The sequence below is a fragment of the Pseudomonas sp. LjRoot277 genome (assembly GCF_964253845.1).
Classification (GTDB): domain Bacteria; phylum Pseudomonadota; class Gammaproteobacteria; order Pseudomonadales; family Pseudomonadaceae; genus Aquipseudomonas.
This window is the reverse complement of sequence record NZ_CAXURI020000001.1, coordinates 3,046,401-3,061,322: the sequence shown is the minus strand read 5'-3', so window position 1 is coordinate 3,061,322 and position 14,922 is coordinate 3,046,401. Positions and strand designations below refer to the sequence as shown.

General features: G+C 59.1%; 17 protein-coding genes. 16 read left to right on the top strand and 1 reads right to left on the bottom strand.

Features of this window, described 5'->3' with window-relative positions; genetic code table 11:
- Positions 1-88 precede the first annotated feature (88 nt).
- The 7 genes from ACSQ87_RS14495 (at position 89) to ACSQ87_RS14465 (ending at position 6,007) form a co-directional block, all read left to right on the top strand.
- Positions 89-631: a PilL N-terminal domain-containing protein gene (locus ACSQ87_RS14495; protein ID WP_436273709.1), complete on the top strand. Its 543-nt coding sequence runs from the start codon at positions 89-91 to the stop codon at positions 629-631.
- Positions 628-1,299 (top strand): chemotaxis protein, encoded by a 672-nt coding sequence (locus ACSQ87_RS14490; protein ID WP_436273708.1) that lies wholly within the window; start codon positions 628-630, stop codon positions 1,297-1,299. Before ACSQ87_RS14495 ends, ACSQ87_RS14490 begins: the two co-directional genes overlap by 4 nt.
- A 9-nt stretch (positions 1,300-1,308) precedes the next feature.
- The gene (locus tag ACSQ87_RS14485) at positions 1,309-2,028 is read left to right on the top strand and encodes a TIGR03759 family integrating conjugative element protein (RefSeq protein WP_436273707.1); all 720 of its coding nucleotides are present in this window, start codon (positions 1,309-1,311) and stop codon (positions 2,026-2,028) included.
- Complete coding sequence (locus tag ACSQ87_RS14480) at positions 2,010-2,558, top strand: lytic transglycosylase (RefSeq protein ID WP_436273706.1); 549 nt, start codon at positions 2,010-2,012, stop codon at positions 2,556-2,558. Before ACSQ87_RS14485 ends, ACSQ87_RS14480 begins: the two co-directional genes overlap by 19 nt.
- The gene (locus ACSQ87_RS14475; RefSeq protein WP_436273705.1) at positions 2,555-3,070 is read left to right on the top strand and encodes an integrating conjugative element protein; all 516 of its coding nucleotides are present in this window, start codon (positions 2,555-2,557) and stop codon (positions 3,068-3,070) included. Before ACSQ87_RS14480 ends, ACSQ87_RS14475 begins: the two co-directional genes overlap by 4 nt.
- 9 nt (positions 3,071-3,079) lie before the next feature.
- On the top strand, positions 3,080-5,185 hold the full coding sequence (gene traD, locus ACSQ87_RS14470) for a type IV conjugative transfer system coupling protein TraD (RefSeq protein ID WP_436273704.1): 2,106 nt from the start codon (positions 3,080-3,082) through the stop codon (positions 5,183-5,185).
- A 90-nt stretch (positions 5,186-5,275) separates the two neighbouring features.
- On the top strand, positions 5,276-6,007 hold the full coding sequence (locus ACSQ87_RS14465) for a TIGR03747 family integrating conjugative element membrane protein (protein ID WP_436273703.1): 732 nt from the start codon (positions 5,276-5,278) through the stop codon (positions 6,005-6,007).
- A gap of 30 nt (positions 6,008-6,037) precedes the next feature.
- On the opposite strand, the gene ACSQ87_RS14460 is transcribed toward ACSQ87_RS14465, so the two are convergent.
- Positions 6,038-7,129 carry a hypothetical protein gene (locus tag ACSQ87_RS14460; protein WP_436273702.1) on the bottom strand — a complete coding sequence of 364 codons (1,092 nt, stop codon included), beginning with the start codon at positions 7,127-7,129 and terminating at the stop codon, positions 6,038-6,040.
- Positions 7,130-7,243: 114 nt separating this feature from the next.
- Here ACSQ87_RS14460 and ACSQ87_RS14455 point away from each other — a divergent pair, with 114 nt between their 5' ends.
- The 9 genes from ACSQ87_RS14455 to ACSQ87_RS14415 are packed head-to-tail and all read left to right on the top strand — an operon-like array spanning position 7,244 to position 14,693.
- A complete protein-coding gene (locus ACSQ87_RS14455) occupies positions 7,244-7,573 on the top strand; it encodes an RAQPRD family integrative conjugative element protein (protein ID WP_100845521.1) in 330 nt (109 codons plus the stop codon).
- Positions 7,570-7,809 carry a TIGR03758 family integrating conjugative element protein gene (locus ACSQ87_RS14450; RefSeq protein WP_012723194.1) on the top strand — a complete coding sequence of 80 codons (240 nt, stop codon included), beginning with the start codon at positions 7,570-7,572 and terminating at the stop codon, positions 7,807-7,809. The genes ACSQ87_RS14455 and ACSQ87_RS14450 overlap by 4 nt, the downstream gene beginning before the upstream one ends.
- Before the next feature lie 17 nt (positions 7,810-7,826).
- A complete protein-coding gene (locus tag ACSQ87_RS14445) occupies positions 7,827-8,198 on the top strand; it encodes a TIGR03745 family integrating conjugative element membrane protein (protein ID WP_003174125.1) in 372 nt (123 codons plus the stop codon).
- A 7-nt stretch (positions 8,199-8,205) separates the two neighbouring features.
- Positions 8,206-8,619 (top strand): TIGR03750 family conjugal transfer protein, encoded by a 414-nt coding sequence (locus ACSQ87_RS14440; RefSeq protein WP_436273701.1) that lies wholly within the window; start codon positions 8,206-8,208, stop codon positions 8,617-8,619.
- Positions 8,616-9,257, top strand: a complete 642-nt coding sequence (locus ACSQ87_RS14435) for a PFL_4703 family integrating conjugative element protein (protein WP_367247053.1) — start codon at positions 8,616-8,618, stop codon at positions 9,255-9,257. Before ACSQ87_RS14440 ends, ACSQ87_RS14435 begins: the two co-directional genes overlap by 4 nt.
- A complete protein-coding gene (locus ACSQ87_RS14430) occupies positions 9,254-10,066 on the top strand; it encodes a TIGR03749 family integrating conjugative element protein (protein ID WP_436273700.1) in 813 nt (270 codons plus the stop codon). Before ACSQ87_RS14435 ends, ACSQ87_RS14430 begins: the two co-directional genes overlap by 4 nt.
- Positions 10,056-11,573: a TIGR03752 family integrating conjugative element protein gene (locus tag ACSQ87_RS14425; protein WP_436273699.1), complete on the top strand. Its 1,518-nt coding sequence runs from the start codon at positions 10,056-10,058 to the stop codon at positions 11,571-11,573. The genes ACSQ87_RS14430 and ACSQ87_RS14425 overlap by 11 nt, the downstream gene beginning before the upstream one ends.
- Positions 11,536-11,952 (top strand): TIGR03751 family conjugal transfer lipoprotein, encoded by a 417-nt coding sequence (locus tag ACSQ87_RS14420; RefSeq protein ID WP_436273698.1) that lies wholly within the window; start codon positions 11,536-11,538, stop codon positions 11,950-11,952. The genes ACSQ87_RS14425 and ACSQ87_RS14420 overlap by 38 nt, the downstream gene beginning before the upstream one ends.
- The gene (locus ACSQ87_RS14415) at positions 11,952-14,693 is read left to right on the top strand and encodes a conjugative transfer ATPase (RefSeq protein ID WP_436273697.1); all 2,742 of its coding nucleotides are present in this window, start codon (positions 11,952-11,954) and stop codon (positions 14,691-14,693) included. The genes ACSQ87_RS14420 and ACSQ87_RS14415 overlap by 1 nt, the downstream gene beginning before the upstream one ends.
- The last annotated feature ends 229 nt before the right edge of the window (positions 14,694-14,922 follow it).

Genomic DNA, 14,922 nt, shown 5'->3' with positions numbered 1-14,922 from the left:
CACGACCCGTCTTGAATCAACTTTCTCGCTGAATCGCTCCTTTACCTTATGTCAGGTTCTGAACTGAATCTGACATGAGGTTTTTTCCATGGAGCGTTTATTCACGCCTGTCTGCCTGCTGGGTTTATTGAGCGCCTGCACCACGCAAATCCCCAACCCATTGCCGGCCCATCCAGAGATCGACAGTGGCTCCAATCGAGCCCAGCTCTCGAAGGGCCCAGCCGAAGGACGCCATCCGGCAGAGCTCCGCTATGGCCGATATACGCTGGTCAGCACCGAGCCCACCACGGAACAACGCGATCTTCTCGCCCAAATCATCAACGTGAGCATCCCGTCCAGCCTGAGCCCTTCGGTGCAGGAGGCGTTGCACTACGTATTGCAGCGCTCGGGCTATTCGCTCTGCCCCGTTACCGCGTCGGTGAAGGTGCTGTTTACCCGGCCCCTGCCAGCGGCCCATTACCGGCTCGGCCCGATTTCTTTGCGCAGTGCGCTACAAGTGCTGGCTGGCCCCGCCTGGCAACTCACGACCGATGAAGTCGGCCGTTCGGTCTGCTTCGAACAGCAGAAAGCTGATGTCGGCGTCGCGCTGATCACACCCGTCTCGCCCCCCCAGTCGGAGGCGCGGCCATGAAAGCCTCGACGTTTCAAACCCTTATTGTCGGGCTGCTTTGCCTGGCAATTGCCGGCCTGAGCGGTGGTTTGTATAACCAGTATCAGCGCGTGGCCGAGCTACACAGCACGAACACCCAATACCAACAAACCCTGGACACCCTGCAACGTGATTCAAACGCCCTCAAGAATACGCAGGAGAAGCTGCAGTACGCGTTGAAAGACCTGAAGCAGATGGTCGATACCGGTGAGCAACAGGCCAATACCCTTGATCCGATGGTGGATCAGTGGGCGCATGAGATACAGGAACTGCGCGATGGTCTCGTAGTCCGCGCCACCCAGGCAGACCTGACTGCGCTGCGCGCACGCCTTGAACAGATCGAGCAGCAGCTCCTGGACCTCAAGGCTCAGCCTTCCCCCCCACCGCCGATGCCTTCCGCGACCAAACCGAAAAAGACCGCTCGCCCCAAGCCCACCCGGCTCTCGCCACCGTTCTCGGTGTTGGGTGTCGAGTCCCGCGGGGGTGAGCGCTTTCTGGCGGTCGCACCTCCTGACAGTCGCTCGCTCACGGATGTTCGGCTGCTGCATAGCGGCGAGCAGTTCGGAGACTGGCGCCTGAAAGTGCTGGAGCCGAACTCAGCCATCTTCGCGGTGGCCGCTCAGCCAGACCAGACCGTGCAACTCCCTTGAGAAGCGATCATGAACAGAGCGCTACTGCCCGCCGTCGCCGGTCTTGTTTCGCTACTAACCACGGGCGCTGCGATGGGCAACCCCGTCACGACACAGTCACGGACCCAGGACACGCAGTCTGCTCCCCTGGGGCGCTCTGACTCTGAACAGGCGGCAAGCTGGGGTCTGACGGAGCAGGAGTGGACGCGCTTCGAACAGATCCAAGCCGGCCCGCGCGGTTTCTGGAGCCCGAACCTCGATCCGTTGACCGCACTCGGGGTCGAGGCCCAGACCGACCAGGAGCGCCAGCGCTTTGCCGAATTACAGGTAGCGCTGGAAGCCAAACGCGCCGAGCGCGAGTTGGCCTACCAAAACGCTTACACCGCGGCCTGGGCCAAGCTGTTTCCCGGGCTGCTGCCGATCCAGGGCATGGCGTCCCCGCCCCCTGCCAGCTCATCGGTCATGCCGCGCCAGGCCCTGTTTGTGGAGGACCACTGCCCAGCGTGCACCGCCGAAGCGGAGCGTCTGCAAAGCAGCGACACGGCGTTCGATATCTATCTGGTGGGCAGCCAAGGCCAGGATCAACGCGTCCGTAGCTGGGCTCGGCAAGCAGGCATCAATCCGGCCAAGGTTCAGCGCCGACAGATCACCCTGAACCATGACCGTGGTCGCTGGTTCAGCTTGGGCGCCCCGGGGCCATTGCCCGCCACTTTCCAGCAGGTGAACGGACAATGGCAACGCCTCGACTGAGTGGCATTGTGTTCATGCTGACGATGCTCGTCGTCCAGGCTGACGAACTTCCGCCTCCGGCCTACCAACTGGCGGCGCATGACGCCGACATCCCTTCTACGGTGCTGTTTGCGATTGCTCTGCAGGAGAGTGGTATCCGCGTCCGTGGTCGGCTGCTGCCCTGGCCTTGGACCCTGAACATAGCCGGTAGCCCTTATCGCTTCGCCACTCGCCAGGCCACCTGTCACGCCTTGCTTCAGGCGCTCGCCCGGCATGACGCCAAGCGGATCGATGTCGGTCTAGGACAAACCAACCTGGGTTACCACGGGCAACGTTTTTCCAGCCCCTGCGAAGCCCTCGACCCCTACCGAAATCTCGCCGTCACCGCGGCGCTGTTGCAGGAGCATCACGCCGCCACCGGTGATTGGGTGTCGGCTGCTGGACGCTATCACCGCCCGGCAGGCGGAACGCCGGCCGTGCGTTACCGCGCTGGCTTTTCCCGGCAACTCGAACGGTTGCAGGTTTCCTTCAAACAGGGCACACCACCATGAAGCGAATATCCCTTATCTGCTATTTCATCCTGCTCTTGGCTCCTTTCGCCCAGCCGGAACTGACCGTAGCCGGGGATCAGCCGAGCGACTTCACCCGACCTCATTATCAAATTTCCGGGCTGCCCATAAACAACAAAACCCAGCCTGATCGGGCCATGCATGCGGACCTGTCCACGTTTGCCGATGAAGCCTGGATACTGCCCATCCGCAGCTCCCACTTGAGCCCCGGCCGGATCACGTCTCGCGCCCTGAACATGCCGGGCTTGCGGCCATTTTTTCTGGTCGGTGACGATCCCCAGTCGCTGACTTGGCTGCGTCAACGCGCTGCTGAACTACAGGAAATGGGCGCGGCTGGCCTCGCCGTCGAAGTGGCCGATAATGAAGCCCTGGCCCGGATTCGAGCAGCCGCTCCGGGCATCACCATTCTGCCGGTCAACGGCAACGACATCGCCACCCGCCTGCAGATTGAGCACTATCCCATCTTGATCACTGCCACCTCACTGGAACAGTGAGTCCAGATCATGGCCGAGCACACGATGGAGTCCAAGCTCCGGCCAGCGGTGGAGCTGTATACCGTAGCAATCTGTATCGCTGCCGCGGTGTTGTGCGTGTACTCGCCCTGGGCTGTGGCCCTGTCACCCGAGATCGGTCTGTTTGCAGCGTTGGCCTATGCCCTGTTCGGCCTTATCCGGCTGCGACAAGCTTGGGAGGTGCTGCGTTATCGGCGCAATATCCGTCGGCTGCCCCGCTACGAGCTGACAAGTCAGCAGATTCCGGTCAGTTGTAAGCGTCTGTTTATGGGCCGCGGCTTTCGCTGGACCCGCCTGCACACCCAACGTTTGGTCGAGGCCCAGGATCCGGCGGTCGCCCACTATGTCGACCAACCGACCCGCTATCGCCTGGCCCGTGAACTCGAACAGCGCCTGGAACATGCACCGTTTCCGCTCTCGACACTGGCCCGTCTCACAGCCTGGGACAGTGCCTTCAATCCGTTGCGCCCTTTGCCCCCGGTAGGTGGCTCGCCACTTCTGCATGGGGTTGAGCCCGACGAAACGGAAGTCAGCCTGCCGCTGGGTGAACGGGTCGGACACACCCTGGTGCTCGGCACTACCCGTGTCGGTAAGACGCGACTCGCCGAGATGTACATCACCCAGGACATTCACCGCGTCGAACATGAGGTGGTCATCGTTTTCGATCCGAAGGGCGATGCCGACCTGCTCAAGCGCATGTACGTCGAAGCCAAACGCGCCGGTCGGGAAAAGGAGTTCTATGTCTTTCATCTAGGCTGGCCAGAGATCTCCGCGCGTTACAACGCCGTGGGGCGTTTCGGACGCATCTCGGAGGTCGCATCACGCATCGCGGGGCAACTCAGTGGCGAAGGCAACTCCGCGGCCTTTCGCGAGTTCGCCTGGCGCTTCGTCAACATCATTGCCCGCGCCCTGATCGAGTTGGGCCGACGCCCAGACTACCTGCAGATCCAGCGACATGTGGTCAACATCGATGCACTGTTCATCGAGTACGCCCAGCAGTTTTTCGCCAAGACCGACCCGAAAGCCTGGGAAGTGATCGTCCAGCTTGAAGGCAAGCTCACCGAAAAGAACATTCCCCGGCATATGGTGGGACGCGAAAAGCGCGTGGTGGCCATCGAGCAGTACCTGGCAGTGAAGCGGGTATTTGATCCGGTACTGGACGGACTGCGCTCGGCGGTACGCTACGACCGTACTTACTTCGACAAAATCGTTGCGTCGCTACTGCCGCTGCTGGAGAAACTCACCACCGGCAAGACCGCCCAGTTACTGGCCCCCAACTACACCGATCTGGATGACCCGCGGCCAATCTTCGACTGGATGCAGATCATCCGAAAACGCGGCATCGTCTACGTCGGTTTGGATGCGCTGACCGACGCCGAGGTGGCCGCCGCTGTGGGCAACTCCATGTTCGCCGACTTGGTCTCGGTCGCCGGACACATCTACAAACACGGCATCGACCATGGCCTGCCCCCATCGGGTAACAACAGTGACAAATTACCGATCAACCTCCACGCCGATGAATTCAACGAGCTGATGGGCGATGAGTTCATTCCGCTGATCAACAAGGGCGGTGGCGCTGGCATCCAGGTCACCGCCTACACCCAGACCCTCAGCGATATTGAAGCGCGCATCGGCAACAGAGCCAAGGCAGGCCAGGTCATCGGCAACTTCAATACTCTGCAGATGCTCCGCGTGCGCGAAACCGCCACCGCGGAGCTGCTCACCCAGCAGCTGCCCAAGGTCAACGTGCTAACCAGAACCCTGGTGTCGGGTGCCACCGACACCTCCGATCCAGAGGCCAACACGGACTTCACCTCGTCCTCACAGGACCGTGTCAGCAGCACCAGTGTGCCGCTGATCGAGCCTGCGCACATCGTCAGTTTGCCCAAGGGGCAAATGTTTTCCTTCCAGGCCGGTGGCCAGCTGTGGAAAGTCCGCATGCCGTTGCCAAAACCCTCCAACGACGATGCCATGCCCAAAGACCTGCAGGAGCTTACCCAGCGAATGCGGGCCACCTACAACGAGCAGGCAGGACAATGGTGGAGCGCAAGCGGTGGCGGCCCAACTACCAACTTCGATCTGGATCAGGTGGGGTAGCCCGGCCCCGCCACAGGTTTCGATTCAGCAAACACGTATTCGGCAGGCGCCGTGGCGGCATCAACTCAACGGTGCGCAATGGAGTAAACGATGGCGACTTCCGTCCAGAACACGCCGCCACAACGGATCCAGCGCCCGGGATTAATCGTCTCGGCGATTGGCTTGGTTTTACGCATCATCGGTTTGCTGATCGCCACCTTGCTATTCTCGATCCTCATCGAGTTCGCCGGTCTACTGCTGTTCTGGGGCGATCAGGGTTGGCAGCACAGCCAAGCCATGTTGACGAACGAACTGGGCTGGCTGAGTGAGTACTTCAAATCTTCTCTCATCCTCCAACAACCTGGACAGACGATTGTCCAATGGCTGGATTTTCTTAATCAGTGGCTGCTGATCAGGACTGGCTTCGCGGATTTTGCCCGGCAGGCGCGGGTGTCGAGCCTAGGCAACGGCTTTTGGAGCTGGACCAATCAGCTCTACGTGAGCATTGAGGATTTCGTACTGGCGGCGGTGTATGTGACCTTTACCTACGTGGTGCGACTGACCATTCTGGTCCTGGCCACCCCCCTATTTCTGCTGGCCATGCTCACCGGTTTTGTGGATGGCCTGATGCGCCGAGACCTGCGAAAATTTGGCGCTGGGCGAGAGAGCAGTTTTGTCTATCACCGTGCTAAGCGGGCAGTGACACCATTGCTAATCGTGCCCTGGATTATTTACCTATCACTGCCCTTTTCGCTCAACCCACTCGTTATTTTTGTACCGTGCGCCGCGATGCTTGGGGTAACAACGGCAATCACTGCGGCGACATTCAAGAAGTACCTTTAAAATTTTACGACTGCACTGTGGATCAATGCACTAGCTATGATTGGCATTGGAAATCGCCACTTTACAACCACTGGCGATTGTATCCACAAAATCCTTCAACATAGGCTGAATCCATTCCCCACGCTTCTGGTGTTCCGAAAATGGTTTTGAAAACATAAAATTGACCATATCTCTAGTCTGTTGCTCCGCATTTGGGCTCCCGAATTCGACTCCCATACTCTCGAAGTACGAATGTCTATGCTGAAGAACCTCTGCGAGTTTAGCGTCTAGCGTCTGTCCCACCAAAACATAACCGGCCTTTTCTTGATACTGTCGAGAGCCATCACACACTTGTAACATGTCGATATCCCCTAACCCTGACAAAGCCCCCTTTTTACTAAATTCGTTGAGATCAGCTAGAGCATCAGATATTGGACCGCTACCAATCGGCATTGCCTCGGGGTTATGCCGTGACTCTCGGATGATAGACCGTTCAACTCGACTCGCCAGCACAAACTTAACATACCCTGGGCTAAAGTATTTCAGTGGCAAATCATCGGGTATCTCACGATATGCAATACCCAAGGGAATTTTCACACCGAAAGGCGCCTTGAGATCAGTCCTCCAACTCCTCTCTTGAACTTGCTTAAAGTACTTTGTCAGATATAAGTCATCAGCACGGATTGCCACAAGACTCTCCACCAAATCCTCTATAGACTTAAAACCTACCCATGTCATACGTAGACCTGTACCAACGAAAAACACTTGTAGTTCTTCGAGTGCACATAACGCCTCTTCAGCCGTAATATTCCCCCGACGTCCCATATGTTCATAGAGGGCTGCCGGCGTCACGGCCAAATACGTCTTGCGATCGCTCCAACCTGTTACAAACCTAGTGAACACAGTATATGACAATGCCTGCAGATCGCGGTTAGCATCAGTCAACCTGTGTTTAAAGGACTGAATAATACTATTATCTAGCACCAGATGCATCGGCCCTTCGAGTTCGTAACTTACTGCATACTTCCTTGCAAATGTCGCAGTTGACCTAAAGAATTGCAAAATCTCCTCATCAGAGCGCCCAGCCAGGCTCTCAGCAACTTCAACTACAACTCTATCCTTAATTCCTTCCAGCACTTCCATAGCCCCATAACGACAACTGAAATCAAAAACCGATCACACCCAGCTCGAATAATCTGCTGACGCTCTCTCTTCCCTCGGAGATCTTAATTCCAGACCAATGTCGGGACCAACAAAATGTCCGTTTTTCCTATTCGTTTTCTCATGCTCACTCTGATCGCGGCTCACAGCGACAGCTATGCAGCGGGAGAGCAGGAGCAGCAGCTCACTCTACTCATCCGACAGCTCGATACCCTCGACACGTTGGTACAACGGGCGTCACGTTTTGAAGCACCAGAATCAAATACACGTTATCGCTTTGACTACCCTCACCTGACTCACGATATCCAGCGCATTCGCCAAGGTGTGAAGGGCTATCTATCCCCTTCCCGCGCTCAACCCCGCGATCCCAGTGAACTGGTCGGTGATTACCGCCTCGACACTCCGCCCGCGGAGCCTTCGCCATGAGCATGACTGACGCCCAAACCTCAGCGTTCCAAAACGCCTCCGGTTTCTCCCCGCAGAGCAGCTCGACGCTCTGGCTATCCCTGGTTCTCGTTCTGGCATTGCTTTGGTGCGCCTGGGTGATGTGGACGGCTTACCGGGGATGGGCGACAGGCAGTGTGCGCTTCGGCGCGTTTGGCGGCAGTGCCGCGCGCGTGCTGCTCGCATTGTTGGTCCTGATGTTCTTCACCCTGTCCTAACCCAGGAGATCGCCGTCATGCTCAAGTGCCTTGTCCCCCTGAAAAACAACCTGCGTGATCGTGCCAGTCAGCGCCTGATCGGTCTGCTGTTGGTACTCGGTCCAAGCCTGGCTTTTGCCGAACTCCCGACCATGGAAGCGCCTTCACGTGGTGAAGGTTCCGGGTTGATCGAGACGATCAAAAACTACGCCTACGACGGCGGTATCCTGCTCGGTTTGCTGATCGCCCTGCTCGCTTTCTTGGGTGTGGCGTGGCATTCCTTGACCGTTTATGCCGACGTGCAGAACCAGCGCAAGACCTGGAAAGACCTCGGCGCAGTGGTTGGCATCGGCGCCCTGCTGGTGGTGATCATCATCTGGTTTCTGACCAAGGCCGCCGCTATTTTGTGAGGTTGGCATGAACGACACTATCGAACGCCTCGCCGACGGCACCTTGGTCTTTCTGCCAGAGCGACTCAATCGCGATCCTGCCGTATTGCGCGGTTTAACCAATGATGAGATGTGGGTAGCGCTCGGCACCGGCGCTGTCATTGGCCTGCTGCTAGGCGTTCCTCTGGCGATCGCCACCGCCTCCATTGCCGTGGCGCCGACCAGCATGATCGCAGGTATGGCGGTAGTGTTATTTGCCGGTGGCACACTACTGCGTCGGGCCAAACGGGCTCGCCCCGAGACCTGGTTGTACCGCAAGCTCGAATGGGTACTGGCTAGCCGCTGGCGCCTGGGTCGAGGGACTTTGATCCTTCACTCCAGCGCCTGGACGGTTCGCCGTTCGCGTCGACTGCGCCCTGCCCTGTCCCGGTGGCAGCCATGAGTCGTTTTCGGAACAAGGTGGATGCTCAGCAGGCCCACATCTTCAGCCTGCGCCTGGCGGTAGTGATCCTCGCTCTTGTCTGTGCCGGACTCTGGTATGGCTGGCGCTCGGCGCCGACCGATCTGACCGTGCATGTACCGCCAGATCTGCGCTCGGGCAGCACTCGCAAGTGGTGGGATATTCCCTCAGAAAATGTCTATGCCTTTGCCCTCTACATCTTTGGCCAACTCAACCGCTGGCCCTCGGATGGCGAGCAGGATTATCGCCGCGCCATCTATGGCTTGCAGTCCTACCTGACACCCGCCTGCAAGGCCTTCCTCGACGGCGACTACGAGTACCGCAAGGCCGCTGGCGAACTGCGCCAGCGGGTGCGTGGCGTCTACGAAATCCTGGGGCGAGGTTACAGCGAGGATCCGGAACTCAGGGTCAAGCAACTCGACCGCGACAGCTGGTTGGTCAAACTCGACCTCAATGCCGATGAATATTACGCCGCCGAACCGGTGAAACGGGTGGTGGTGCGTTATCCATTACGCGTAGTGCGTTTCGACCAGGATCCCGAGCGCAACAAGTGGGGGCTGGCACTGGATTGCTATCAGGGCACTCCGCAAAAAATCTCCCTGCCTGGAGGTGAGCCATGAAGCAGATTTCTACCCTGGGACTCACCGTCGCACTGATGCTATGGGGAGCTGCAGCGCAGGCCGTCGAGCTGATGCACTGGGAACGCCTACCCCTCGCGGTCCCGCTGGTGATCAATCAGGAACGGGTGGTCTTTGTCGATGAGGATGTTCGAGTCGGCGTGCCCTCAACCCTGACAGGCAAGCTGCGCGTGCAATCAACCGGCGGAACGCTGTACCTGCGCGCATCGGAAGCCATTGCCCCGACCCGACTGCAACTGCAATCGGTCACGACGGGCGAGATTATCCTCCTGGATATCGCGGCCACTCCCGGCGATCAACCGCTGGAGCCCGTACGTATTCTCAAGAATGCTCAGAGGCAAGCTACCGAGGCTGAATCTAGCGCCGTCCCTGTTCCAGAACGCACACCGATCCCGGTCGCTTTGACGCGCTACGCCGCGCAAAGCCTGTTCGCGCCGCTGCGCACCGTGGAGTCCCTGCCCGGTGTACGCCGCGTCCCGCTCAAGCTGCGCACCGAACTGCCAACCCTGCTGCCGACCGAAAACGTGTCCAGCACACCCATCGCCGTCTGGCGACTCGGTGATTACTGGGTGACGGCGGTGAAATTGCGCAATCGTGGTTCAGAGACGGTGCAACTCGATCCACGTCGACTTCAGGCCAAGCTGTTCGCCGCGGCCTTCCAGCATGCTTTCCTCGGGCCTGTCGGCAGCGCTGAAGACACCACGATCGCCTACCTTGTCACCCGCGGTGCCGGCCTCGAGCAAGCCGTGCTGCTCCCGCCCGTTGCGCGAGGTGCTGACGATGAAAGCTAACGCCTTGCTCAAATGGCTGGTACCGGCTGCGCTGCTGGGCGTGGTGCTGATCATCCTGAAAACCTGGGTCCCGGGTGGCAGCACACCTTCTCCAGAGCACCCAGTTGATCAGGGCAATATTCAATTATCCGCCGAGCAAGCCAAGTCGCTCGGCATTGCGGGCGATACCCCACGCGACACGGTCGCCACCCTGGTCGGCCAGGTGAAGGCCATGCGCAGCGACATGCTCGGTTTGAAGAAACACAATGACTCACTGCAGACGGAAAACAACCGCCTACGCGAGCGGGAAAACAGTGTCGATTCGCGTATCCAGACCGCGCTTGGCAGTGTGACCCATCAGGTCGACGAAGGCCGCCGCCAAGCCAACGAGGCCCGACTCAAAGCGGAACAAGACAGTCGTCAGGCCCGCGGCCTGCTGACGCAATTGCAGGAACAGTTGTCGGGGCTGACTGGCAAAAGCAAGGACATGCCGATCGGATTGGGGCTTGAGCCCGGCGACGGCGCTCAGTTCGAAGGGCGACACTCTACCAATGATGCGCTGCAGTGGATTGAACCCTCGGATGCTCCGTCCACCGACGCCAGAGGCAAAACCACGACTTCTTCCGCACTGAGCCTGCCTACCGCTTTCAACTCTCTGGAAGGCTTGAAAGACAACGCGATTGATCGCAGCCAGAAACAGCTACGTGCAGTTACCAAGGGTGAGCGCGACCTGACGCGATCCGTTGATCGTACCGAAGGCGCGAAGCCGGTCTACACGATCCCCGAAAACGCCACGCTGATGGGCTCGGTCGCCATGACCGCGCTGATCGGCCGAGTCCCGGTGGACGGCACCGTGAATGACCCCTATCCCTTCAAGGTGCTGGTCGGTCCGGAGAACCTGACCGCCAACGGCATCGACCTGCCGGACGTCGCGGGGGCCGTGATGAGCGGCACGGCGTCCGGTGACTGGACCCTGTCCTGCGTACGCGGACAGGTCGAGTCAATTACCTTTGTGTTTACCGATGGCACCATCCGCACGGTGCCTCAGCCGAAGGCGATAGCCAGCCGCACTGCCTCCACCACCCAGAGCTCGAACACCGACAAGATCCGTGGCGGGCTCGGTTACCTGTCCGATCCGTATGGCATTCCTTGCATTGCCGGCGAGCGCCGCTCGAACGCCCAACAATACCTCGGCAGCCAGAGCTTGATCACCGCGGCCGGCGCGGGTGTCGCTGCCTTGCTCGGGGATGAGCGGAACAACAGCAGCATGATCAGTTCGGGAGGCAGTACGCTCGGGGTCACCAATAGCAGTGGCAATAGCGCGCTGAATTCAATTCTCAGTGGTGGGGTCAGCGACATCCGCGAGTGGGTCAACAAACTGTATGGCGAAGCCTTCGCTGCCGTGTACGTGCCACCGGCCGCCCAGGTCGCACTGCACCTCGACCATGAGATCACTATCGACTACGAGCCCAGGGGCCGGAGCGTTCGCCATGAAAAAGACCATGCTTCTCTGTCTGACCTGGATTAGCTTGATCTGCTGGGTCCTGACGGGGTGTTCCACCGACAAGGAGACGCTTTTGCCCCATGGCGAGCAAACCATGCTGGACATCTGGAACGGTGCCGGTTCGCAAGGCACTCAGCAGCAACTGCTGGATGCTCGGCAGCAGTTACGCCGCCCGTTGACTCAAGCAGATTTCTCCGTTGCTCTCCAGGAACCGTACACGCGTACAGCGACGAACGAGATCCGCATTTTGTTCCCTCGCCTGCCCAATCCCGATCTAGTGCTGTACGTGTATCCGCATTTGAGTGGTACCGAGCAGGCACCGGTTCCGGGTTATTCGACAGTCTTTCCGTTTTACCAGCGCGTGCAGTACGCGCTGCCCGGTGAACGTCAGGAAGACTTGTGATGCGAACCGGTGCTCACGCGTGGAAAACCTGGCGCAACCCATTGCGCCCTCGCGCAACCTTGGCCGATGAAGCCACACTCTATGCGCACAACCCCAGCTTCACCGATCACCTGCCTTGGGTCGAATACCTCGACACCGAGCAGTGTTTCCTGCTCGATGACAATCGCTCAGTAGGTGCGGTGTTCGAGTTACTGCCCATCGGCACCGAAGGGCGCGAACCTGACTGGCTGATGGCGGCTCGTGATGCCCTCGAGGATGCCCTGCAGGATAGCTTTGACGAGTTGGATCAAGCGCCTTGGATAGCGCAGTTTTTCTGCCAGGACGACAACGACTTCACCCCCTATCTGACCCGACTCACCGACTATATCCGGGACAGCGCGCGAGGTACGGTCTTCACCCAGGCATATTTGGAGCTCAGCCGTCGTCATCTGAGGGCCATCACCAAGCCCGGTGGTCTGTTTGAGGATAAGGTGGTTACGCACCTATCCTGGCGTGGCAATAACCGACGGGTGCGCCTGGTGATCTATCGCTGGCTTGAGTCTGACGCTGAGGAGACGGGACTCACCCCGGTGCAATCCCTGCAACAGGCTTGCGAACGTATCGCGGCTTCATTGAAGGCGTGCGGGGTGCAATCGACGCGAGTCGATGGCCGCGGTCTTTATGCCTGGTTAGTGCCCTGGTTCAATCCTGCGCCCACGCTCACCAATGAAGTCCCCGAGGAGTTCTATCACCGTGTCGCCTATCCGGAGTCGGGCAATGGCGAGTCACTGGAACTGCCCTTCGATCATGACTTTGCCGAGCGGCTGTTCTTCAACGAACCGCGTTCGGATGTGCAGCACGGACTCTGGTTTTTTGACGATCAGCCACACCGGGTCATGGTAGTGGATAAGCTGCGCCGGGCGCCCATGATTGGTCAACTCACCGGAGAAACCCGCAAGGGCGACGCGGTGAATGCCCTGTTCGACCAGTTACCCGAAGGTACGGTGATGAGTCTGACCTTGGTGGTCAAGCCCCAAGATGTACTTGAGGATCAGTTGAACCGCCTGGCGCGCAAAGCCATCGGTGAAAACCTGGCCTCGACCCAGACCCGTCAGGATGTCGAAGAGGCCCGCGCGATCATCGGTCGTCAGCACAAGCTGTACCGAGGAGCCCTCGCGTTTTACCTGCGCGGTCACGATGAGCAGCAATTGCATCAGCGCTCGGTTAGCCTGGCCAACGCGCTGCTGGGGGCGGGCCTGCAACCGGTACGCGAAGGCGATGAAGTCGCCGCCTGCAACAGCTACCTGCGTTGGTTGCCGATGGCCTACAACCCGGCCCGCGACACGCGCAACTGGTACACCCGCCTGATGTTTGTTCAACACCTGGCGAACCTGGTTCCGGTGTGGGGGCGCAGCACCGGCACCGGCCACCCAGGTATCACCCTGTTCAATCGTGGTGGCTCGCCGTTGAGCTTTGATCCGCTGTCACGTCTGGACCGGGCCATGAACGGCCATCTGCTGTTGTTCGGCCCGACCGGCGCCGGCAAGTCGGCGACCCTGGTCACCCTGCTGATGCAGGTCATGGCGGTGTACCGCCCTCGCTTATTTATCGTCGAGGCCGGCAATTCGTTTGGCTTGCAGGGTGACTACTTCGCGACACAGGGCTTGTCGGTCAACAAGGTCCAGTTGAAACCTGGCGCCTCGGTCAGCCTTGCGCCCTTCGCCGATGCCTGGCGCCTGGTCGAGCAACCGGATCAGGTGGCGAGTCTGTCGATTGATGAGCTGGACGATGAGGCGGTAGCCAATCGCGAAGACCAGCGCGATGTTCTCGGTGAACTGGAAATCACCGCCCGATTGATGATCACCGGCGGCGAGGCCAAGGAAGAAGCTCGCCTGAGTCGAGCCGATCGCAGCTTGATCCGCGAATGCATTCTGGATGCGGCGCAGTCCTGTGTCGCGGCAGGTCGCCAGGTCCTGACCCGCGACGTGCGCGACGCCTTGCTGCGCGTCGCCGCTGACACGCACTTGCCGGAGAAACGCCGCGAGCGTGCCCAGGAAATGGGTGAGTCCATCGACCTTTTTTGCCAGGGTTTCGAGGGTGCACTGTTCGATCGCGAGGGCACGCCTTGGCCCGAGAGCGATGTGACCATTGTCGATCTCGCCACGTACGCTCGCGAAGGCTACGAAGCCCAGATGTCCATTAGCTACATCAGCCTGATGAACACCGTGAACAACCTCGCCGAGCGCGACCAGTACCTGGGCCGACCGATTATCATGGTCACCGATGAGGGCCATATCATCACCAAAAACCCGCTGCTGGCGCCCTTCGTGGTCAAGGGCACGAAGATGTGGCGCAAGCTTGGCGCATGGTTCTGGCTGGCAACCCAGAACCTTGCTGACTTTCCAGCTGCCGCGCAGACCATGCTCAACATGATTGAGTGGTGGATTTGCTTGAACATGCCGCCAGCGGAGATAGAGGAGATCGCCCGCTTCAAGAAGCTCACGCCAGCGCAAAAGGCCTTGTTGCTTTCCGCCAGCAAGGAACCAGGTAAATACACCGAAGGGGTCGTGCTATCGAAGAAGCTCGAAACGCTGTTTCGCGCCGTACCGCCTAGCCTCTATCTCGCGCTGGCCATGACGGAGCCGGAGGAAAAAGCCGAACGGTGGGCATTGATGCAGGAGAGCGGATGCACAGAGTTGGAAGCGGCTTACAGGGTAGGTGAGAGGATCGATAGTTGGCGTGGAATAGAGCAAAAAAAGTAGGTGGTAAAAATTGCCCGCTCCGCTTTATGCGATCTACGAAGAATACCTCTCCCTTGCTTAAACATTCGGATAACAGCTGGGCAGTGAGTTTGCTCATGTACACATCACACGATGTCGATAGCGGTATAGTCAGCGAAACAAGCCGGTAAGGGGCAGCCTCAATTGAACTTCATCATAAAAAATGGTGTAAATTTTACGCCATTCGGTGCCAGATCTAGTCGCAGAGGAT